Origin of the sequence: Serratia sp. AKBS12, from assembly GCF_024793895.1 — a bacterium.
Taxonomy (GTDB): domain Bacteria; phylum Pseudomonadota; class Gammaproteobacteria; order Enterobacterales; family Enterobacteriaceae; genus Serratia_F.
This window is the reverse complement of the sequence record NZ_JANUSB010000015.1, coordinates 517,316-537,631: the sequence shown is the minus strand read 5'-3', so window position 1 is coordinate 537,631 and position 20,316 is coordinate 517,316. Positions and strand designations below refer to the sequence as shown.

General features: G+C 57.8%; 18 protein-coding genes. 10 read left to right on the top strand and 8 right to left on the bottom strand.

From position 1 onward, the window contains the following. The first annotated feature begins 139 nt into the window (after positions 1-139). Positions 140-1,051 carry a LysR family transcriptional regulator gene (locus tag NYE85_RS12370; protein WP_259005060.1) on the top strand — a complete coding sequence of 304 codons (912 nt, stop codon included), beginning with the start codon at positions 140-142 and terminating at the stop codon, positions 1,049-1,051. A 49-nt stretch (positions 1,052-1,100) separates the two neighbouring features. On the opposite strand, the gene NYE85_RS12365 is transcribed toward NYE85_RS12370, so the two are convergent. Beyond that, entirely contained in the window at positions 1,101-1,904 is an 804-nt protein-coding gene (locus tag NYE85_RS12365; RefSeq protein WP_259005059.1) for a DeoR family transcriptional regulator, read from the bottom strand. A 368-nt stretch (positions 1,905-2,272) separates the two neighbouring features. Here NYE85_RS12365 and NYE85_RS12360 point away from each other — a divergent pair, with 368 nt between their 5' ends. The 7 genes from NYE85_RS12360 to NYE85_RS12330 all read left to right on the top strand — a co-directional run bounded on the left by NYE85_RS12360 (position 2,273) and on the right by NYE85_RS12330 (position 10,094). Beyond that, positions 2,273-3,547 (top strand): D-tagatose-bisphosphate aldolase, class II, non-catalytic subunit, encoded by a 1,275-nt coding sequence (locus NYE85_RS12360; protein ID WP_259005058.1) that lies wholly within the window; start codon positions 2,273-2,275, stop codon positions 3,545-3,547. A 22-nt stretch (positions 3,548-3,569) separates the two neighbouring features. After that, positions 3,570-4,715: an SIS domain-containing protein gene (locus NYE85_RS12355; protein ID WP_259005056.1), complete on the top strand. Its 1,146-nt coding sequence runs from the start codon at positions 3,570-3,572 to the stop codon at positions 4,713-4,715. A gap of 20 nt (positions 4,716-4,735) precedes the next feature. Beyond that, the gene (locus NYE85_RS12350) at positions 4,736-5,608 is read left to right on the top strand and encodes a tagatose bisphosphate family class II aldolase (RefSeq protein ID WP_259005055.1); all 873 of its coding nucleotides are present in this window, start codon (positions 4,736-4,738) and stop codon (positions 5,606-5,608) included. After that, entirely contained in the window at positions 5,605-6,573 is a 969-nt protein-coding gene (locus NYE85_RS12345; RefSeq protein ID WP_259005054.1) for a BadF/BadG/BcrA/BcrD ATPase family protein, read from the top strand. The genes NYE85_RS12350 and NYE85_RS12345 overlap by 4 nt, the downstream gene beginning before the upstream one ends. Before the next feature lies 1 nt (position 6,574). Beyond that, positions 6,575-7,483 carry a DMT family transporter gene (locus tag NYE85_RS12340; RefSeq protein WP_259005053.1) on the top strand — a complete coding sequence of 303 codons (909 nt, stop codon included), beginning with the start codon at positions 6,575-6,577 and terminating at the stop codon, positions 7,481-7,483. 186 nt (positions 7,484-7,669) lie between these two features. After that, complete coding sequence (locus tag NYE85_RS12335; RefSeq protein WP_259005051.1) at positions 7,670-8,932, top strand: glycoside hydrolase family 27 protein; 1,263 nt, start codon at positions 7,670-7,672, stop codon at positions 8,930-8,932. Between the two features lie 160 nt (positions 8,933-9,092). Further along, positions 9,093-10,094: an OmpG family monomeric porin gene (locus NYE85_RS12330; protein WP_259005050.1), complete on the top strand. Its 1,002-nt coding sequence runs from the start codon at positions 9,093-9,095 to the stop codon at positions 10,092-10,094. A 22-nt stretch (positions 10,095-10,116) separates the two neighbouring features. Here NYE85_RS12330 and NYE85_RS12325 read toward each other — a convergent pair whose 3' ends face one another. Then, a complete protein-coding gene (locus NYE85_RS12325) occupies positions 10,117-10,713 on the bottom strand; it encodes a hypothetical protein (RefSeq protein WP_259005049.1) in 597 nt (198 codons plus the stop codon). Between the two features lie 132 nt (positions 10,714-10,845). Here NYE85_RS12325 and NYE85_RS12320 point away from each other — a divergent pair, with 132 nt between their 5' ends. After that, on the top strand, positions 10,846-11,736 hold the full coding sequence (locus tag NYE85_RS12320) for a LysR substrate-binding domain-containing protein (RefSeq protein WP_259005048.1): 891 nt from the start codon (positions 10,846-10,848) through the stop codon (positions 11,734-11,736). Positions 11,737-11,858: 122 nt separating this feature from the next. Here NYE85_RS12320 and NYE85_RS12315 read toward each other — a convergent pair whose 3' ends face one another. From NYE85_RS12315 to NYE85_RS12305, 3 genes are all read right to left on the bottom strand, one after another. Beyond that, the gene (locus NYE85_RS12315) at positions 11,859-12,503 is read right to left on the bottom strand and encodes an RpiB/LacA/LacB family sugar-phosphate isomerase (RefSeq protein ID WP_259005047.1); all 645 of its coding nucleotides are present in this window, start codon (positions 12,501-12,503) and stop codon (positions 11,859-11,861) included. 36 nt (positions 12,504-12,539) lie between these two features. Beyond that, the gene (gene kduD / locus NYE85_RS12310; protein WP_259005046.1) at positions 12,540-13,301 is read right to left on the bottom strand and encodes a 2-dehydro-3-deoxy-D-gluconate 5-dehydrogenase KduD; all 762 of its coding nucleotides are present in this window, start codon (positions 13,299-13,301) and stop codon (positions 12,540-12,542) included. Positions 13,302-13,614: 313 nt separating this feature from the next. Then, positions 13,615-15,183 carry an MFS transporter gene (locus NYE85_RS12305; RefSeq protein ID WP_259005044.1) on the bottom strand — a complete coding sequence of 523 codons (1,569 nt, stop codon included), beginning with the start codon at positions 15,181-15,183 and terminating at the stop codon, positions 13,615-13,617. 306 nt (positions 15,184-15,489) lie between these two features. Here NYE85_RS12305 and NYE85_RS12300 point away from each other — a divergent pair, with 306 nt between their 5' ends. Beyond that, a complete protein-coding gene (locus tag NYE85_RS12300) occupies positions 15,490-16,656 on the top strand; it encodes an oligogalacturonate lyase family protein (protein WP_259005043.1) in 1,167 nt (388 codons plus the stop codon). A 46-nt stretch (positions 16,657-16,702) separates the two neighbouring features. Here NYE85_RS12300 and NYE85_RS12295 read toward each other — a convergent pair whose 3' ends face one another. The 3 genes from NYE85_RS12295 to NYE85_RS12285 all read right to left on the bottom strand — a co-directional run bounded on the left by NYE85_RS12295 (position 16,703) and on the right by NYE85_RS12285 (position 20,313). Continuing rightward, the gene (locus NYE85_RS12295; protein WP_259006313.1) at positions 16,703-18,118 is read right to left on the bottom strand and encodes an EmmdR/YeeO family multidrug/toxin efflux MATE transporter; all 1,416 of its coding nucleotides are present in this window, start codon (positions 18,116-18,118) and stop codon (positions 16,703-16,705) included. Between the two features lie 117 nt (positions 18,119-18,235). After that, positions 18,236-19,645, bottom strand: a complete 1,410-nt coding sequence (locus NYE85_RS12290) for a heavy metal sensor histidine kinase (protein WP_259005042.1) — start codon at positions 19,643-19,645, stop codon at positions 18,236-18,238. Further along, on the bottom strand, positions 19,642-20,313 hold the full coding sequence (locus NYE85_RS12285) for a heavy metal response regulator transcription factor (RefSeq protein WP_259006312.1): 672 nt from the start codon (positions 20,311-20,313) through the stop codon (positions 19,642-19,644). Before NYE85_RS12285 ends, NYE85_RS12290 begins: the two co-directional genes overlap by 4 nt. Between the last annotated feature and the right edge of the window lie 3 nt (positions 20,314-20,316).

Below are 20,316 nucleotides of genomic sequence, written 5' to 3'. Positions count from 1 at the left end.
CGCCGGTTTGAGATTGGTCGGCTACCAACAGGCCGGGACATCCCGCGCCGCTAAAGAAAATCCTAATGATTGCCAATACATCTGAGAAGACGGTAAATTGAGATACCAACCATCGTTATTTGAGATGTAGGAACGGCTAATGCTTGATGGCGTCTCTCTCGATCAGCTCAGAACTTTCATTACCGCCGCGGATGAAGGCAGTTTTTCGGCGGCGGCGCGGAAACTCAACCGGGTGCAGTCGGCGGTCAGCGGCTGGGTCAGCAGTCTGGAAGATCAGATCGGCGTGATGCTGTTTGATCGCTCGGCCAAGTTTCCCAAGCTGACGCCGGCAGGGGTGCTGTTACTGGCGGATGCGCGCAATATCGTCGCCGGCGTCGACACGCTCAAGGCGCGGGCCAGGCAGATGACCTCCGGGGTTGAGGCCGAACTGTCGGTGGTGGTTGACGTGTGTTTTCCAACTTCGGTGGTCAGCGCGGTGGCCAAAGCGTTTGCCGTTCGCTTCCCATTGACGCCGCTGCGCCTGTTCGTCGAAGCCCTGGGCGCGGCCTATCAACCGGTGCTGGATGGCCGTTGCAGCCTGGGTATCCTGCCGCCGCTGCCGCAAACCTTCCCTTCGCTGCTCAGCGAACGGCTGGGAGAGGTGCCGTTGGTCGCGGTGGCGTCGGCCAGTCATCCGCTGGCCCGTTTCGAGCGCCGCATCCCGCGCAGCGAACTCAGCAAGCACCGGCAACTGGTGCTCTCGGACCGTTCGGAACTGACCACCGGTCGAGATTTCGCCGTCGCATCGCCCACGACCTGGCGTCTGGCCGATCTGTCAACCAAACATGCCTTTCTCAAAGACAGCGTCGGCTGGGGGGGAATGCCCTTGCATATGGTGGAAAAAGACATCGCCGAAGGTACGTTGGTGGTACTGGATGTAGATGATATGCCACGCACCGGGTTCGTATTGACCATGTCGGCATTCCACCGCCCGTCGCAGCCGCCCGGACCGGCCGGAGTCTGGTTTATCAATCAGTTAAAGGCCGAATGGCGGCAGCCCTATCTGGTTTAGCCTGCCACCTGCGGCACTGGCCGTGCCGCAATACAACGCCTGGTGCAGGTTAGTCGTGTTCAACCAGCAGCAGCTCCACGCCCAGGGCCTCAAGCCCCCTGCGCATCTCGTCGGGGATGGCGGTGTCGGTGATCAGCACGTCGATACGCGCGGTATCGATAATACGATGCAGCCCGACGCGATTGAACTTGCTGGAATCGGCTACCGCGATGATGCGTTTGGACACCTCGCACATCCGGCGATTGAGGCGCGCTTCATTCTCTTGATGGGTGGTGACGCCCTGACTCAGGCTGAGACCGTCAACCCCCAGAAAAAGCATGTCGAAATGGTAATTGTCCAGCGACAGTTCGGCCTGTGAGCCATAAAACGACTGGGAACTGCGGCGCAGATGCCCGCCGGTGACCAGCAGTTCGACCTCTGTAGCGTCCAGCAGCGCATTGGCAACGTTCATACCGTTGGTCATGACGATAATTTCTTTTTTGTCACGTAGCTGCTGCGCAATTTCGTAGGTGGTGGTGCCAGAATCAAGAATGATGCTGCTACCGGTAACCACCATCTCGGCAGCCTGGCGGGCAATGCGCTGCTTGACCGCCAGGTGTTCGGTTTGCTTGGCCTCAATGCTGCGTTCGCTGGCCAGTACCGGCGGTTCGCAAATCAGCGCCCCACCGTAGGCCCGGGTGGCAATTCCCCGCTTTTCCAGAAATGCCAGATCGCCACGAATGGTCACGGTCGACACGTTAAACTGCGCCGCCAGCTCGCTCACCTGCACCGCTCCCTGCTGTTTCAGCAAGGAAATTATTTTTTCCCGCCGCTCACTGGTACCACGAACGCTTTTTTTATCACTCATGCTCATCGTCTGAAATGACCCATTACACCGTCAGGTGTGGTTGAAGATAAATCACTGGGCAAAAACGGCCGCCGCGCAATGCTATGCCAACGGTACGGCAATCCCTTCCCTTACGAACCCTACCATATTCGCCGCTAAACGACGATGTTGCCCAAGGCATTTGCTTTGTTTTCTTTTCCTTGCCGGTTAAAACCCAAGATAAAAGTTTCGTTATCTTTCACTTGTGTCTCATCAAAAATAAAACCGCGATCACAACGCTTACACTTTCTTTTCGTTACGGCAAAAACCTTATTGATCTTTCTTTTCGTTTTTATTAACGTCATTTTTAGTTTACAAAACGCCAAAAAGAAACAAAACGAAAGAAATGAGGATATATGACACGCTTAACCGAGCTGATTGCAAGGCATAAACAAGGCGAACATATCGGGATTACCTCGGTCTGTTCCGCCCACCCCTGGGTACTGGAGGCAGCAATGCTGCATGCGCGCCAGCAGCAGACGCCGTTGCTGATTGAAGCCACCTCGAATCAGGTTGATCAGCATGGCGGCTACACCGGCATGACGCCGCAGATGTTTCAGCAGCAGTTACGATCGCTGGCGGAAAAACTGGAGCTCGATCAGGCCCAACTGGTGCTGGGCGGCGATCATCTTGGCCCCAACCGCTGGCAACATCTGCCAGCCACTCAGGCGATGGCGCAGGCGTCGGTGCTGGTTGAGCACTACGTCGCCGCCGGCTTTCAGAAAATTCACCTCGATTGCAGCATGCCCTGCGCCGACGATCCGCAGCCGCTTAGCGATGAAACGGTTGCCGAGCGCGCGGCACAGCTGGCTTACGTTTGCGAACAAACCAGCCTGGAGATCTTCGGTAAAAGCGAGGTGGTATATGTGATCGGCACCGAGGTTCCAGTACCCGGCGGTGCGCAAGAGGCCTTGGATACGCTCGCCGTCACCCAGGTTGACGCGGTGGAGCATACGTTGGCAGCACACCGGCAAGCCTTTGCACGCCAAGGACTGGCGGATATCTGGCCACGGGTTATCGGGCTGGTGGTGCAGCCGGGCGTGGAGTTTTCGCACCATGGCGTGGTGGATTTCCAACCCGAACCAGCGGCGGCGCTAAGCCACTACGTCGCTGACCAACCTCATCTGGTGTTTGAAGCCCATTCCACCGATTACCAGTTGCCGCAGGCCTACCGCAGTCTGGTGCAGGGGCACTTCGCCATCCTGAAGGTCGGTCCGGCGCTGACCTTCGCGCTACGCGAAGCCTTGTACGCTTTGGAAAACATGGAGCGCGAACTGCTGCCGGCGACGCAATGCAGCAACCTGCGCGCCCAGCTTGAGCGGGTGATGTGCCAGCGGCCAGACGCCTGGGAAAAATATTATCACGGTAGCGAACGGCAACGGTATTTCGCGCGGCATTTCAGCTACTCGGATCGTCTGCGCTACTACTGGCCCGATAGCACGGTGCAGGCGGCGGTTGAACGCCTGTTGGGCAACCTCGGACGCCAGCCCTTACCGCTGCCGCTGCTGAGCCAATACCTGCCGATACAGTATCGCCGTGTGCGCGCCGGGCAGTTGCCGGCCGATGCCCGCAGTCTGGCGCTGGATTGTATTACCGATGTTCTGCGCACTTACACCGCAGCCTGCCAGTGAGATGGCTATTCAGGAGAATCATATGTATCAACAACCCACCGCTACCTGCTGGACAGAGCGGGAAATCCGTCAGCAACCCGAGGTGTGGCTGGCCACCGCCGACGCCATCGAACGGCAACGTCAGGCGCTGGAGAGCTTCCTTGCCCCGTTGCTGGCACGTCCCGGCCTACGGGTGATACTTACCGGCGCGGGATCGTCCGCGTTTATCGGCGATACGCTGGCGCCGATGCTGGCACGCACCCTCAGCGCGCCGGTGCAGTCGATCTCTACTACCGACATTGTCAGCGATCCGGCCGGCTTTTTGCCCGCCGACCGGCCGCTGTTGCTGGTGTCCTTTGCCCGTTCGGGATCCAGCCCCGAGAGCCTGGCCGCGGTGGCGCTGGCCAACCAGCACAACGCCGACAGCTACCACCTACTGATCACCTGCAACGCCGAAGGCGATTTATACCGCCGTCATCATGATCAGCCACGGGTATTGGCGTTGGCGCTGCCCGCCACTACCTGCGATCGCGGCTTCGCCATGACCAGCAGCATGAGCAGCATGATGCTGGCCTGCCTGTGTGCCTTTAACGTTGCAGGCATCGACCAGGCCGCAGTGCAGGCGCTGGCGCAAAGCGTGGCCGCCTTGCTGGAAGCAACGCGTGATGTGACGCGCTCGCCGTTACAGACCGCCGATGCGCAACGGGTTATCTGGCTGGGCAGCGGCGCACTGCGCGGCATCGCCCACGAAAGCGCGTTGAAACTGCTGGAACTGACCGCCGGGCAGACGGCGGCGTTCTATGAATCATCGCTGGGCTTCCGCCACGGCCCCAAGTCACTGATCAATCAGCAAACGCAGGTTATCGTCCTGATGTCCAACGACCCCTACACCCGCCGTTATGACGAAGATCTGCTCAATGAGCTGCGTAACGACGGCGTGGCATGCCGGATTGTGGCGCTGGCCGGCAGGCCGTCGGCGGAGATCGAACGGGGTGAGCATATCTACCTGCCCAACGCACAGGGCTTCAACGATGGCCAGCTGGCATTGGGGTTGCTGGTATTCGCCCAGCTTTATGCCTTGGCGCAATCGGTGCATTTCGGCATGACGCCGGACAATCCTTCACCGGAAGGGCGAATCAACCGGGTGGTGCAAGGGGTCACTATCTACCCTTGGCACGCGCAACCATAGCCTCAGGAGTGGACAACACCATGGCGATTATCTCAACCAAATACTTATTGGCTCAGGCGCGTAAACAGGGCTGGGCCGTCCCGGCATTCAACATTCACAACGCAGAAACCATCCAGGCGGTGCTGGAAGCCTGCCGGGAACGGCAATCACCGGCGATTCTGGCCGGCACGCCGGGTACCTTCCGTCATATCGGCTGTCAGGAAATGCTGGCGCTGGCCGCAACCTACGCAACCCGTTATCAGCTGCCGGTGATTTTGCACCTCGATCATCATGAGACCTTTGAGGATATCGCCAGCAAGGTCGACGTAGGGGTGAGAAGCGCCATGATTGACGGTAGCCATCTCCCTTTTGAACAAAATATCCAACTCGCCGCTCGGGTAGTGGCATATTGCCACCAGCGCGACTGCAGCGTGGAAGCGGAGCTCGGGCGGCTGGGCGGGATCGAAGACGATCAGGACGTTGGCGAAGCACAGGCATTTTTGACCGATCCGGCGCAGGCGCTCAGTTTTGTCGAACGCACCGGCATCGACAGTCTGGCGGTGGCGATCGGGACCGCGCACGGCATGTATGCCCAGCGGCCGAACATCGACTTTGCCCGTTTGCAGGAGATCGGCGCACGGGTGGCTATCCCGCTGGTGCTGCACGGCGGCAGCGGCGTGCCGGACGACGACGTCAGGCAGGCGATTGGTCTGGGCATTGCCAAGGTCAACGTCGGCACCGAATTGAAGATTGCCTTCGCCGACGCGGTGAAACGCTACTTTGCGGTGCACCCCGATGCCAGCGATCCCCGTTATTACATGCGTGAAGGAATGGATGCCATGAAGCGCGTTATCCATGAAAAAATCACCCTGTGCGGTGCTGAGGGGCGACTGAATGCGGGAGGTGAACGGTGATTTACCTGGGGGTTGACGGTGGCGGCACCAAAACCGCCTTCGTGTTGATCAATGACGCCGGCGATGTGCTGGCCCGCCATGAAGCGGCAACCAGCTACTACCTGAGTGTCGGCATGGACGCCGCGCGCAGCGTGGTGCTCAACGGCATTGGCGAAATCTGCCATCGTGCGGGTATTACCCCCGCCGATATCAGCTTCACCTTTCTTGGCCTGCCGGCCTACGGCGAAGTGTCGGCCGACGTGGAGCGGCTGGATGCGATAGCGCAGTCGCTGCTGAACCGCGAACGCTACCGCTGCGATAACGACATGATCTGCGGCTGGGCCGCCAGTCTGGGGTGTCGCGACGGCATCAACGTGGTATCCGGCACCGGCTCAATCGCCTATGGCGAATACCGGGGGCGTAGCGCGCGCTGCGGTGGCTGGGGCGAGCTGTTCAGTGACGAAGGCAGCGCCTACTGGATCGGCTGCCAGGCATTGAACCTGTTTTCGCGCATGGCCGATGGGCGGTTGAAGAAAGATCTGTTTTACGATCTGATACGCGAAAAATATCCCTGTCGCAACGATTTGGATATCTGCGATCTGGTGTTCAACCAGTGGAAAGGCGACCGCGGCAAGATTGCCTCGCTGGCGCCTATCGCCTGTGAAGCGGCGGTCGCCGGCGACAAGCAAAGCCGCGCCATTTTCTTCCTGGCGGCCAAAGAGCTGGCGCTGATGGTGGATACGCTGCGTGAAACCCTGCGTTGGCACGCCGATGAAAGCGTACGCGTGTCCTATTCCGGCGGCGTATTCAAATGCGGCGACGTGATTCTGGAGGCCTTTGCCTATGAACTCGCAAAATTGAACGGCAATTATCATATCTGTCTGCCTGAATATCACCCCACACTCGGCGCGGCGATCTATGCCGCGAAACTAAACGGTACGCCGCTCTCTGGGCCGGCGTTGGGCAAACTGTCACACGGTGAATAAAATGGTCAATAACACATCCTGGATCGTTTATACCTTTCTGGTGGTCATTACCTGGGGAATCTGGGGAGCATTCAGCGCCTGGCCAACCACCCACTATGGCTATCCCGACCAGTGGATCTACATCATCTGGTCATCAACCATGCTAATCCCCTGCTATTTCGCGCTACGCGGCCAGCGTTTCGATACCTCCGGCACCGCGATTCTGTATGGCTGTCTGATCGGCTGTACCGGCGCCGGCGGGCAACTGCTGCTGTTCAAAACGTTGGCGATGGGCGCCCCCGCCTATCTGGTGTTCCCGATCATTTCCATTTCTCCGGCCATCACGGTGCTGATGTCGCTGGCGTTGCTCAAGGAGCGGATAAACCGGCTGGGCGGCCTGGGGGTACTGCTGGCGCTGTTGTCGATCGTCATGTTCAGTATCAGCAGTGGCGACGGCGATCGCGACGGGGGCCTGCTGTGGCTATTGTATTCGGTGGTGATTTGCGCGGCATGGGGCGTGCAGGCGTTCTTTATGAAACGCGCCTCCAACCTTGGCATTGCCGACAGTTCGCTGTTCGGTTATATGACGCTGACCGGGATCCTGCTGGCGCCGGTTGCCTGGCTGATGCTGGCCGACAAGGGCGCCAGCTATCCGTTGATGGCCACGCTGGCTACCGCGTGCATTCAGGTATTGAACGCCGTTGGCGCACTTTGCCTGGTGATGGCGCTGTCGCGCGGTAAGGCCACCATTATCGCCCCCTGCACCAATGCGCTGGCACCGGTATTGACCGCGGTGATTTCCCTGATCGTTTACCAGTCGATGCCGAGCAGCTGGGCAATCGTTGGTATTGTGCTGGCCATTTCAGGTTCGACGATGATGGTCTATTCCGAAGAAAAGCAAAATGCCGCCAAGCTGAGCACTGCCCTATAACATATCAGCCATGATTAATATTTATCGAGCCATGCGCCATTATTACCACGGCCGGTTATTTTATTAATGCAGCAAGCGTAAGTTCAGACATTATTTTTAGATAAAAGGTATTTCAGGATAAACATCGATTCCCTGCGCTGGCGCAGCGAACCGCTACGCCCGTTATCTTACCGGAGCCTTTAATTAATGAAACGCTTACTTTCCGTCATCTGTGCCATGTTACTCAGCGGTGCCGTACATGCCGCAACCATAGACTCCACCCGCGACGAAGCAGCCGCCGAACGGATAACCACGCTGGCGCAAACGCCGCCGATGGGCTGGTCAAGCTGGAACTATTATGGCGACAGGATCAATGAAAAAATTATTATAGATACTATCGATAAAATGGTTGCCAGCGGTTTGCGCGACGCAGGTTATATTTATGTCAATATTGATGACGGCTGGCAAAAATATAAAGGTTCGCGCGCCGACCATCCATTAACCTATGACGAAAAAAAGTTTCCACGGGGTATTAAATACCTCGCCGACTACGCTCACCAACAAGGCATGAAGCTGGGCATTTACAGCGGGCCGGGGAATTCCACCTGCGCAGGCTACGTCGGTTCTGAAGGGCATGAAAAGCAGGATGCCGCCATGTTCGCCTCGTGGGGGGTCGATCATTTGAAATACGACTCCTGTTGCAGTCACCAACAGGCGAGTCAGGCGGTACTAAAAACGGTGTTTGGCGCTATGTCCAGGGCGCTGCAGGCTACCGGCCGGCCGATTGTCTATCATGCCTGCCACTGCGGCTGGCAGAACATTTGGCAATGGGGTGACAGCGTTGGCGCAAACCAGTGGCGCATCGGTCAGGACATCAGCGACGACTTCAATTATCCCGGCAACCGCGAAGGTTACTACTTTGACGTGCTGGACATGATCGATCGTGGCGTTGGCCTGGAAACCTACAGCGGCAAGGGGCATTGGAACGACTACGATATGCTGGTTATCGGGCTGCATGGCCATTCAAAAGAGCTGGTCGGCACCGGCGCGTCGGACACCGAATACCGTACTCACTTCAGTATGTGGGCGATCCTCAGTTCGCCGCTGCTGATTGGCGCCAGCCTCGACAATCTGAACGCCGCGGATATGGCCACCTTGAAAAACAAGGAAATCATTGCGCTGAACCAGGATCCGCTAGGGTTGCAAGCCAGGCGCTATGTCAATAACGGTGACCAGCAGATCTTTGCCAAACCGCTTGCCGACGGCTCCTGGGCGGTGGCGTTGCTCAACCGGTCGGGTCAGACTGCCACCATGACTCTCAATCTCCACCAGGATCTGGATCTTCCCTGGAAAAAAACGCTGGTGCGCGATCTGTGGGCTCACCGCGACGTGGCAACCGTGACCGACAGTTACAGCAGCGAAGTGCAATCGCATGAAGCCAAAATGCTGGTTATCCGCAGCGGCTGGTAAACCGCACACATTGTGGGCCCCTGCTGTGGGTCCACGATGCGGTGTGCGGCCACGCCAAACGCCGCTTGCTGCGGCGCCATAGGCACAGCGCAGGCTCACGCACGCTGCTGCCTGCAACCTCGACAACAATAAACCGCCTCGCTAGCTGACGAGAATAATAATGAACCAGATAAAGGCCCTCGCCTCGAGCCTGCTCGTATGGGCTGGCACCGCCTGCGCCCAGCAGGGTGACGCTGAACACGCCGACAGCAAGCATGACCAGCCGCCGCTGCTTGCCGCCCCGCCAACGTCGCCAGCTGCAGAAAGAACCTGGCACATAACCACCGGCCTGTTGATTGAAACGGAAAACGTCGAAGGCCAATCGGATAATAAAGGATTTTGGGAACCCACCCTATACCTTGAGGCGGCGCGCGGCAACTGGAGTATCTATGGTTCCTTTTATCAAGAGAACCATAATGGCGCGCACTATTACGGTTCTCAGGGGCGCAGCGACTGGTTTAACCAGTACGAAATTAATTTACGCTATCTGATCGCCAGCAATGCCGCCTACGATCTTGGTCTGATGGCCGGCGTACGCCATTACCAGTGGCAATATAAACAGCAAGGTGGCATAGCCCGCTACCAGACGCAGCGCTATACCGTGCAACCCGACTGGGAAATCCGGCTTGGCGACCAGGTCCGCTTTAGCGGCTGGCTGGCGCTGTATCAATATATCAATCATGTAAGGCAGAACGCGCTGACCGACAAGGAACTGGAGGGTGAAACCGGGTTTGGCTACCAGGTCAACGACCTGCTCAGCTTCAAACTCAATTATTATATCGATCGCGGCTGGAATAGCGGCAGCGATCGGCTGGCGGAGTTTTCTCAGCAGGAGCTGCGCCTGTACGTTCCGTTGACGCTATCGCTGTGGCACACGCCCCCGATCGTGACCCCTTATCTGCGCCATTCGCTGAATACCTCTGGCTATAACGTTGAACAACAGCGCAACGACGGCCAAACCGACACCCGCATCGGCCTATTGCTGGAACAGACGTTGCCGCAGGGTATTGCGCTGAGCCTGGAGTATGCCTATGAATTGCAGCGCTATCACAGCGCCGCTGACGATGTGGGCAGCAACGGTAAATATCACTATACCGGCGTAGGTCTTTCCTACACGTTCTAGGCCGGTTGACCAGCAGTCAGGTTCAGCGTGGCGCAGTGCCGTCCACCAGGTCACTTTCCACATCGCGCTGGCTAATGCGCACCAGCAATGCGCCGAACAGCGCCAGATCGAGCAATAGCGCGAAAGAGAAACTGCGCCCTTCCAGGCCGCCGACGGCCTGTTTGATCGCCAATACCAGCACGCAGGACAGCAGCGCGAGCAGGCCATATACCAGCAACCGTACCCGCCCAGACCGAGAGCGCATGCTGCCCTGATGCAGTGCCGCGCCAACCATGCCTTGCCCCACACCGCTGATCGCCACCGCCGGCAGTAGCACCAGCCAATCACGCTGGGCATGCAGCGCCAGCACCACTAGCAACAGACCTGCGGCGGCGATCAGGAACCCGTGCATAATCCCCGCCAATTGTCCGGTATGGCGCCAGCGGGCGGTGGCGATACCGGCGGCGGTGGTCAGCGTCAGCGTTAACAACAACGCCAGGCCGTACAGCAGCCCGCTGCCGCCATACAGCGTCACCAGCAACAGCGCTTCGGCCGCCAAACCGCTATAAAAAATGCCGCCGGCAATCAACCGGGGTTGTTGCGTTGCCTGGCGACATGCGGATTGAGAAGATAAACGCATAATGACTCCTGCGGTGTAATCGAGATAAGATGAAATAAACTGACTTGGTCTGTTCGCGTACCATTAGGGTATCTCTCGTACAATCAGCAGATCAAAGTCATTGATTTCATCCATAGATGAGAAAAACTCAGCATGAGAAAACCACGCTTACCACCGCTGGGTGCGTTACGCGCGTTTCACGCCGTTGCCGGCTGTCTGAGCTTTAAACGGGCAGCCGACCAGCTCGGCGTGAGCGCCACTGCCGTTAGCCATCAGATACGCCTGTTGGAAACCTCGCTGGCGTGCCGGGTGTGCGAGCGCAGCGCCCAGGGCGTCAGCCTGACCGCCGCGGGCCAAACCTTATACGCCGGCACGCAGCGCGCCTTTGCCGCACTCGAGGAAGCCACCGCACAAATTGCCCATGCCAACCAGCCGCCGGCGCTCACCGTCACTACCACCTCGAATTTTCTCACCCACTGGCTGGTACCGCGCCTGGCTGATTTCAAAGCACAGTTTCCGCAGATTGATCTGCGCCTGCATACCAGCGTTGAACGCGTAGATTTGACCCAGCACAGGGTAGACGCAGCCATTCGCTACCGTGAAACGCCAGAGACCGACTTGCCGTGCACGCTGCTGCATGAAGATCGCTTTATCCTGGTCGCCAGCCCGACGCTGCATATCAGGCAGCTCGACGATCTGCGCTCGGTGACATTGTTCCACGTCGAGCAGCGCCATGTGCCCGCCGATGCGCCAGACTGGTCACATTGGCAACGGCTCTACGGGCCGCCGGATCTGAATATTAACGCCGGGCTGCGCTTTAGCGATGAAACCCACGCGTTGCAGGCGGCGGTTGCCGGACAAGGGGTGGTGATCGCCAGCCAGCTGCTGGCGCAGGATCAGCTGCAACGCGGGGTACTGGTCGCGCCGTTTGCATGCTCGCTGCCCGGTGCGCGCTACTATTGGGTCACCGGCGAGGACAGCGCCGAACGTGAGGACGTGGTTGCGTTACGGGAATGGCTGCTGCGACAGATGGCGTCAGCATAACCGGCCGGTCAGACAATGTCCGCAGATCTCCACCGGCGGTAAAACCGGCGGCCAGTTCAATACTCGGCCCCAAAAAAAAAGCCCGCCCAGTAGCAACTGAGCGGGCTTTTGCAGGTTGTCGATCAGGCTATTTGCAGCACATCCTTGACGAAAGCCACGATCTCGGGCTTTTTGCCGTGCTCGAACAGGCAACGCTGGAAGCGCTCGCCACCCACCGCCGTCTTGACCAGCTCAGGGTCGATGGCGCGCAGCGTAGCAAGATAGTCCTCTTTCATCACCGCGCGCTTTACCTGATTGAGAATACCGGCGTTGCGCACCTGCGGCTCTTTGCGCTCGACCGGATAGCCTTCGCCCTTACGGCCGGTAAAGGCCTTTTCAAAGATATAACGCACGTTGAGTTCCGCGCCCCAGCCGAAGCCTTTGGCAAACGGCAGCGACAGCGCATTGCCATTGTTGATCTGGGCAAACAGAAAGGCATCAGCCGGATCGATGCAGTAACCGCATACCACGCCCGGGTGGATATTCAACGACATCAAGGCCCCCTGCCCGGTGCCACAGCCGGTAACGACAAAGTCCACCGCTTCGGCATTCAACAGAATGCTGGCCATGATGCCCAGATGAATATAGGTCAAATGGTGATCCTGCTCGTCACTCATGCCGACGTTGAACACCGCATCCTGATTATCAGCGGCAACGGCCTGCAGTTGTTCCAGCACCAGCGCATTTTTGCCTGCCTGGCTGTTTTCCATCATCAGTGCAATATTCATGGTTTCCTCTCTAAAATCGATGGGTGTCATGCAGGGTTAACGGGCTAACCAGCCGCCGTCCACTGCCAGGGTAAAACCGTTGATGTAATCGGAAGCCGGCGACGCCAGGAACACCACCGGCCCCATCAAATCTTGCGGCAGACCCCAGCGCCCCGCCGGAATACGCTCCAGGATCGCTGCGCTGCGCGCTTCGTCGTCACGTAGCTGTTGCGTGTTGTTGGTGGCCATATAGCCCGGAGCCAGCGCGTTGACGTTGATGCCGTGGCTGGCCCATTCGTTGGCCAGCAGACGCGTTACTCCCATCACCGCACTTTTTGACGCAGTATAGGAAGGCACGCGAATGCCGCCCTGATAAGACAGCATAGACGCGATATTGATGATTTTGCCGCCGCGCCCTTGCGCAATGAACTGGCGGGCCACCGCCTGCGACAGGAAGAACACCGTTTTGATGTTCAGGTTCATCACTTCATCCCAGTCTTTTTCGCTGAATTCCAGCGCATCCTGGCGGCGGATGATGCCGGCGTTGTTGACCAGAATATCGATATGACCGAACTCGGCCAGCGCACGCTCCAACAGTGCAGGCAGGCCCTCCAGCGAGCCAAGATCGGCTTGCAGGCTGAGAAAACGGCGCCCAAGTTCGGTCACCTTGGCGATGGTTTCCTGCGGCTCAACCAGGTTGATACCGACGATATCGCAGCCCGCCTGCGCCAGCCCGATCGCCATGCCCTGTCCCAGACCGGTATCACAACCAGTCACGATAGCCACCTTACCCTGCAATGCAAAATTATCGAGAATCATAGCGTTTCCTTTGTGCTCAAGGCGCCTGCGCCTGTGTCGAAGAGGGATCCGCGGCTCACCACCCGTACTGCCGCCGTTGTCACCCGCGGCGACGCGTTCAACGCCGCCAAACCGTGATGATGAAGAAAGTCTATCGTTTCTGATGGCGCCGATCAACAAAATAGAAACGTAGTTTTATTTTAATTAAAACTAAAGACCAAATATAAGCTGGCGATACTATGCTTGAGCTGCAACTGGCTCTTCAGGGTACTTTCCTTTCGGCGATAACCGCCCCCCCAGAGAGGGGACGTTCCAGATCGGGTTTAACGGAGGATCACAGCTGGGAAGCCGCCGTCGGTTGGCTGATGCCAGCCTCGGGAATGAGGTTCATTTTCTGGCAGATTTTGCTGTTGCCCCAGCATTGTTCATACGGCAGGCCTACCAGTTTTTCGATCACCGCCCGCGCCTCTGGCGTAATGTCAGCCAATTGACCGCCGGCTTTAATGCGCGCCACTTCGTCCAGCACCACGCGGTGCGTCTGGCGGTTGAGTGTCATTTGACTACTGAATACAATTGCCACCAGCGCCAGAATCGCCACGCCGGCAAAGAACACCCAGGAGATCGCCACGATCGCCGTCTCCGGCTGAGTATGCGCTTTGGACTGGAAGCCGTAATAACTGAGGATCGCGCCCATGGTAAACACGATGATGGAGCGCACAATCTTGCCGGAGAAGGTCATCGCGCCAGCGTAAATCCCCTCGCGCCGGCGGCCGGTAAACACTTCGTCCACGTCGGCCAGGAAGGTATAAACCGTCCACGGGATGTAATACACCCCGCCGGTGCCCAGGCCGAACAGCACGGTAATACCGATAATCGCCATGGTGGCGATGTGCGTTGGCAGGTTGAAGAAATGCAGCAGCGAATAACACCCCACGGAAAACATCACGATACCAAGCGCCCAGTTATACGGTTTGCTGAAACCTTTTTTCACGCATAGGCCAATAAATACCGCGGTGGAAAACAGTTGCAGCATGGCGTTCAGGCTGTTCAACCCCGCCAGGATAGCCGGATCGTACTGCAGGACAAAGATCACGTAATAGGTGAAGACCGAGGCGAACAGCCATTCAGCGCCAAACCCGAACAGATACATGCCCAGGTGTTTGCGGAATACACGCAGATAAAAGGTCAACTGCATGTCACGCGCCAGCGAAACCAGCGTTTTCATCAGCGAACGCTTGGCCGGCGCCACCGAGAGGTCGCCATCCTTGCGCTCCCATGAATAGCGATACAACATGCCGACGGCAATAAATAGAATCAGGCCGTAGGTGATGCCGGTGTACAGAAACGGCTGTGCCGACTCCTTGCCATACAGCAGGATGAATTGTCCCGGAATAAAGGCCGCCAGGAAGTTCGCCATTTTGCCGAAAATGGCCTTGTACCCGGTCAGCTTGGATCGCACGGCAAAGTCGTCGGTCATTTCGGTGGCCAGGGTTTCGTAAGGCACCATCACCGAGGTGTAGATCAATTCAAAAATGACATAGGTCGACAGGTAATACCAAAAGCCGAAGCCCTCTACCCACAACAGCGGGTAGAACAGCATCAACGGTGCGCCGATCAGCACAAAGAACCGCCGCCGGCCAAAGCGTTTGCCAAGCCAGGTGTGGCCGAAGTTATCAGTCAGATAACCCATTACCGGATTGCTTATCGCATCGATGACGCTGGCCACGGAAAAGATGAACGACGCTTGGAGCAGCGTCAGCCCACAGAAGGTCGTATAAAAATACAATAACCAGGCGCCGCTGATCGCCAGCGCCCCGCTACCGAGCAAATTCCCGCCGCCGTAAGCCAACTGATGCCCCAACGTCACCGACCTGCCCACAGGTTGCACACCTTTCGTTATCATCAGATTGTTCTCTTTTTATAATTGAACCTGCGTTTCATTTTTATAGGAGAATCGTTTTATACTGGCATGCGAAAGGGATTGATGTGATGAATATCACATAAGAGAATCTGAAGGATTATTTAAATTATTTTTGAGACGCAGTTAACGGTAAACGGGAATTATGCGATCTACATCGCATAAATTAGCCAGTTCGATTGGCGCATTGGTTAATTTGGTTATGATTTCAACACAAAATGAAACACCGTTTTAATTTACCAAAATTAAACCAATGCCGGGCGTGACGCCGGCAGCACCAAGGAGGCCATTGTGGCTAAGGGTTCTGTCATCAATCTTGATTTTCATCAGTTTAACGATCCCGGTACCGGCGCGCGCGTTACGCGCCTCACCCCGCCGGAGGTACTGTGCCATCGTAATTACTTCTATCAAAAATGCTTTACCCAGAATGGCCGTCAGCTGCTGTTTGCCGCCGAGTTTGACGGTCATCGCAACTATTATCTGCTGGATCGGCAGCAACAGCAGGCGGTGCAGTTGACCGAAGGCGCCGGTGACAATACCTTTGGCGGGTTTTTGTCACCGGATGAGCGCTTTCTCTATTACGTAAAAAATGAACGAGAGCTGCGGCGGGTAACGCTGAGCACACTACAGGAAAGCACCGTGTACCACGTACCGGAGGAGTGGGTCGGCTATGGCACCTGGGTGGCTAACGGTGAATGCACCAGTCTGGTGGGCATAGAAATCGATCGCCGTGACTGGGTGCCACTGTCCGACTGGCAGGTGTTCCATACCTTCTTCACCAAAAAACCACGCTGTCGCCTGCTGCGCATCGATCTTCACAGCGGCAAGGCCACGGTCATTCACCAAGCCGCCACCTGGCTCGGACATCCTATTTACCGCCCCAATGATGATAGCTGCGTGGCGTTCTGTCATGAGGGGCCGCACGATCGGGTCGATGCCCGCATGTGGTTGATTAATGAAGATGGCAGCCAGTTGCGCAAAGTGAAAACCCATGCCGAAGGTGAAAGTTGCACACACGAGTTCTGGGTACCGGACGGCTCGGCGCTGATGTACGTTTCCTATATGAAGGGCCGCCAGCAGCGTCATATTTGCCGGTTTGATCCGCTCAGCGGCAGCGATGAAGTGGTGATGGAAATGCCGGCCTGCTCGCACCTGATGAGTAACCATGACGGCAGTCTGCTGGTCGGCGATGGTTCCGGTACCCCGGTCGATGTGCAGGATGCGCAAGGCTATAGCATTCAAAACGATCCGTGGCTGTACGTGTTCGATACCAAACGTCGCCGTCAGGCCCGGCTGGCGGCGCATAACAGTTCATGGCGCGTGCTGGATGGCGATCGTCAGGTCACCCATCCGCATCCGTCCTTTACGCCAGATGACCGCCAGGTGTTGTTTACCTCGGACGTTGAAGGAAAGCCGGCGCTGTATCTGGCCGACCTGCCGGAAAACCTGTTTGACTGAACGTACCGGCGTTGCCCGACAATCAGCGCCGTAGGTGGTTGGGCGCTTAACCGTTCTGGCGCGTTTGATGGCGCGGGTATTTCTGCAACCAGCGCCCGCTGATCATCCGCCAGTAGAAGAAGGCACCACGCACCGCCCAATCCAGGAACATCCCCAACCAGACGCCGACTACGCCCATCCCAAGTACGATGCCGAGGGTGTAGCCGGCCACCACGCGACACCCCCACATGCCAAGCATGGAAACCCACATGGCAAATCGGGCATCGCGAGCCCCTTTCAGACCGGCCGGCAGCACCCAGGAAGCAGACCAGATCGGCATAAACAGCGCGTTCAGCCACACCAGCGTCTTGACCACCTCTTTTACATCGTCCTGCTGGGTATAAAACGAAGCAAACAGCCCGGCAAACGGCGCACTGCCCCAGGCGACCAGCGTCATGAAAATGGTCGATAGCCAGAAAATGAAGCGCAACTGCCGCTCCGCCTGTCCCACCTGCCCCCTGCCCAGCCGCTTGCCGACGATAATGGTCGACGCCGAGCCCAGCGCGTTGCCCGGCAAATTAATCAGTGAGGCAATAGAAAAGGCAATAAAATTACCGGCAATCACGTTGGTGCCCATGCCGGCAACAAACATTTGCGTCAGCAATTTCCCGCCGTTAAACAACACCGACTCGATGCTGGCGGGAATGCCAATCCCCAACACTTCCCAAAGGATGTTCAGCTTCAGCGGCGTCAGGTAACTGCGCAGCGTAATATGCAGCGCCGGGGTGAAACCGATCATCAACACGTACAGAATCGCCAGAGCGCCAATGTAACGGGTAATGGTCAACCCCAATCCGGCGCCAATGAACCCCAGCCCATCCCAACCCGGAATACCGTAAATCAACGCGCTGCTGATGATGATATTGAGAATGTTCATGCCGCCGTTAATCAGCAACGGCAGCTTGGTATTGCCAGCACCGCGCAATGCGCCGCTGCCGATCAGCGCAATCGCCGCCGCCGGGTAACTCCACACCGTGGTTTGCAGGTAAGACAGCGCCAGCGCTTTCACTTCCGGCGTCGCCTCGCCGGCGATCACGCCAATGATCTGTTCACCGGCCAAATGGATGCCAATGGCCAGCATAAACGCCACCAGGGTCATCAGCACCAATGACTGCCGCGCCGCGGAACGCGCCCGTTGATGATCCAGCTTGCCCAGACTGAAGGCCACCACCACCGTGGTACCCAGATCGACCGCAGCGAAGAAAGCGATAATTACCATGTTGAAGCTGTCCGCCAGCCCCACGCCGGCCATCGCCTCCTTGCCGAGCCAACTTACCAGAAAGGTGCTCAGCACCCCCATCAGCAATACGCAAGCATTTTCCAGCAAAATCGGTACCGCCAATGGCGTGATCTCTCGCCAAAACAGCACTCGATAGCTTGTTCTTTTGCCATACCAACGCGCACCGGTAACGCGCTGCCGCATGTCATCAAGTAAGTTCAAAATTAGCCCACAGCAAAAAACGAAACCTTGTTTTAAAGGATGTTTGATAAGTGCAGATCATGCAAAGTTTTTTATGCCGCCGGAGCAAGCCGGCGGCGTTTAGCGCGGGAAAATCAGGCTGAAAACGATCTGCGCGCCAGGAGGTTCGGCGTAGCACGCCGCCTGGACTTCACCGCCGTGCAGCGTCATGATGGCGCGTACGATCGACAGCCCCAACCCGCTGGCCTGGCTGCTGCGCGCGGCATCGGCGCGATAAAAGCGATCGAACAGTTTTTCCAGATGCTCGGCGGCAATCGGTGGCCCCTGGTTGATCACCCGTACCACCAACGCGTCGTGTTGCGCCACGGCGCGCAGCACGATTTGACTCTGTTCATCGCCGTAACGCACCGCATTGGCCACCAGATTGCTTAGCGCACGCTGGAACAGCATGGCGTCGGCCTGCACTTGCCCTTCGCCGTCACACACCAGCGTCATGCCGCGCTCCTCCGCCAGCCCTTCGAAATAATCGGCGACCCGTTGCAGTTCCCGCGCCACGTCCAGTTGGCGATAGTTGAGCACCGATTGCGCTTCGCTGGCACGCGCCAAAAACAGGATGTTTTCCACCATCCGCGAAATGCGTTCCAGCTCTTCCATATTGGTCGACAGCAGGGTTTCATACTCTTCGGTACTGCGCGGCTGATACAACGCCACCTGACACTGCCCCATCAACGCGCCGATTGGAGTGCGGATTTCATGCGCCAGATCGGCTGAAAACTGTGTCAAACGCTGGTAGCCCGCATTCAGCCTGTCGAGCATGGCATTAAAAGAGCGGATCAGCTGCTGCAGTTCCTGTGGCGCCCCCTGTTCACTCAGCCGGGTCGACAGCGTCTGGGGCGAGATCGCCGCCGCCTGGGCCGCCATTCGCCACAGCGGACGCAGTTCACGACGCATCACCCAATAGCCTAACAGGGCAATCGACAGAAACGCCGCAACCACCGCCGCGACAATGCGCCACAGGTAACGCGCCAGCATCTTCTGTTCATTGGCCATAACGTGGGCGGCGGTTATTTGCAGCAGCGCGCCGTCCTCCAGCTTCACCAGCGCTGACACCACGCGCAGTGGCACCCCCTGCGGCGTAGCGCCGGCCTGCACCGCGCTACGCATTTGCGGCTGCCCGGGCGGTGTGGGTGTGACTGCCGGCAAATTCAGCCTGCCCGGATTGACGTTGATTAAGGCGTTTTTCCCCTGCAACCGGAAGATCAGCACATCCTGCTCGTTACCCAGCATGTTTTCAAATAACCCGGTATTGGCGGTCAGCCGTTCAAGCGGAAAACGCTGGCTGAGCAGATGCCGGAAGTATTCGACCCGCCCGATGATCTGCACGTCGCTGCGATACACCATTTCCTGGCGCATCGCGCCATACAGGTAGCTGCCCGCGGCGCTGACCACCAACGCCGCCGCCAGGGCAAACAGCATCGCGCTGCGCAACGTCAGCGACAGTGAGCGCCAGCGCGCCGCCAGCCGGCTCATGCGCGCGGCTCGCACACGTAGCCGATGCCACGCACGGTATGAATGAGTTTGAGCGCAAACGGCCGATCGATCTTGGCGCGTAGCCGCTTGATTGCCACGTCCACCACGTTGGTGTCGCTGTCAAAGTTCATGTCCCATACCTGCGAGGCAATCATGGTACGCGACAGCACCTCGCCCTCGCGCCGCACCAGCAGGTGCAGCAACATAAACTCCTTGTTGGTCAGCACAATGGTTTGTTCCTGACGCACCACTTTGCGGCGCAGCACGTCAATGTGCAGATCGGCAATCGCGTAATGATCGGCTTCGCGCACCGTACCGCGGCGCAGCAAGGTGCGTAGGCGCAGTACAAGTTCGGTAAAGGAAAACGGTTTGATCAGATAGTCATCGGCCCCCAGCTCAAGGCCGTGAATGCGATCCTGTACCCCGTCGCGCGCGGTGAGGAACAGGATCGGCACGTCGCTTTTCTTGCGCAACACCTCAATAATCTGCCAACCGTCCAGCCCCGGCAGCATCACGTCGAGCACAATGGCATCATAGCCATGCTCCAGCGCCCGGAATAGCCCATCGGTGCCGTTACGCGCCAGATCGACGCGGTAACCGGCCTCTTCCAGCCCTTTCTTCAGATAATCGCCGGTGCTGGTATCGTCTTCAACCACCAGTATTCGCATGTT

Coding starts and splice junctions, on each gene's coding strand:
- NYE85_RS12350 (WP_259005055.1), top strand. CDS start 4,736: ATGGCGATTATCTCAACCAAATACTTATTGGCTCAGGCGCGTAAACAG.
- NYE85_RS12285 (WP_259006312.1), bottom strand. CDS start 20,313: ATGCGAATACTGGTGGTTGAAGACGATACCAGCACCGGCGATTATCTG.
- NYE85_RS12325 (WP_259005049.1), bottom strand. CDS start 10,713: ATGCGTTTATCTTCTCAATCCGCATGTCGCCAGGCAACGCAACAACCC.
- NYE85_RS12305 (WP_259005044.1), bottom strand. CDS start 15,183: ATGATAACGAAAGGTGTGCAACCTGTGGGCAGGTCGGTGACGTTGGGG.
- NYE85_RS12370 (WP_259005060.1), top strand. CDS start 140: ATGCTTGATGGCGTCTCTCTCGATCAGCTCAGAACTTTCATTACCGCC.
- NYE85_RS12355 (WP_259005056.1), top strand. CDS start 3,570: ATGTATCAACAACCCACCGCTACCTGCTGGACAGAGCGGGAAATCCGT.
- NYE85_RS12315 (WP_259005047.1), bottom strand. CDS start 12,503: ATGAATATTGCACTGATGATGGAAAACAGCCAGGCAGGCAAAAATGCG.
- NYE85_RS12360 (WP_259005058.1), top strand. CDS start 2,273: ATGACACGCTTAACCGAGCTGATTGCAAGGCATAAACAAGGCGAACAT.
- kduD (WP_259005046.1), bottom strand. CDS start 13,301: ATGATTCTCGATAATTTTGCATTGCAGGGTAAGGTGGCTATCGTGACT.
- NYE85_RS12330 (WP_259005050.1), top strand. CDS start 9,093: ATGAACCAGATAAAGGCCCTCGCCTCGAGCCTGCTCGTATGGGCTGGC.
- NYE85_RS12295 (WP_259006313.1), bottom strand. CDS start 18,118: ATGCGGCAGCGCGTTACCGGTGCGCGTTGGTATGGCAAAAGAACAAGC.
- NYE85_RS12365 (WP_259005059.1), bottom strand. CDS start 1,904: ATGAGCATGAGTGATAAAAAAAGCGTTCGTGGTACCAGTGAGCGGCGG.
- NYE85_RS12290 (WP_259005042.1), bottom strand. CDS start 19,645: ATGAGCCGGCTGGCGGCGCGCTGGCGCTCACTGTCGCTGACGTTGCGC.
- NYE85_RS12320 (WP_259005048.1), top strand. CDS start 10,846: ATGAGAAAACCACGCTTACCACCGCTGGGTGCGTTACGCGCGTTTCAC.
- NYE85_RS12335 (WP_259005051.1), top strand. CDS start 7,670: ATGAAACGCTTACTTTCCGTCATCTGTGCCATGTTACTCAGCGGTGCC.
- NYE85_RS12340 (WP_259005053.1), top strand. CDS start 6,575: ATGGTCAATAACACATCCTGGATCGTTTATACCTTTCTGGTGGTCATT.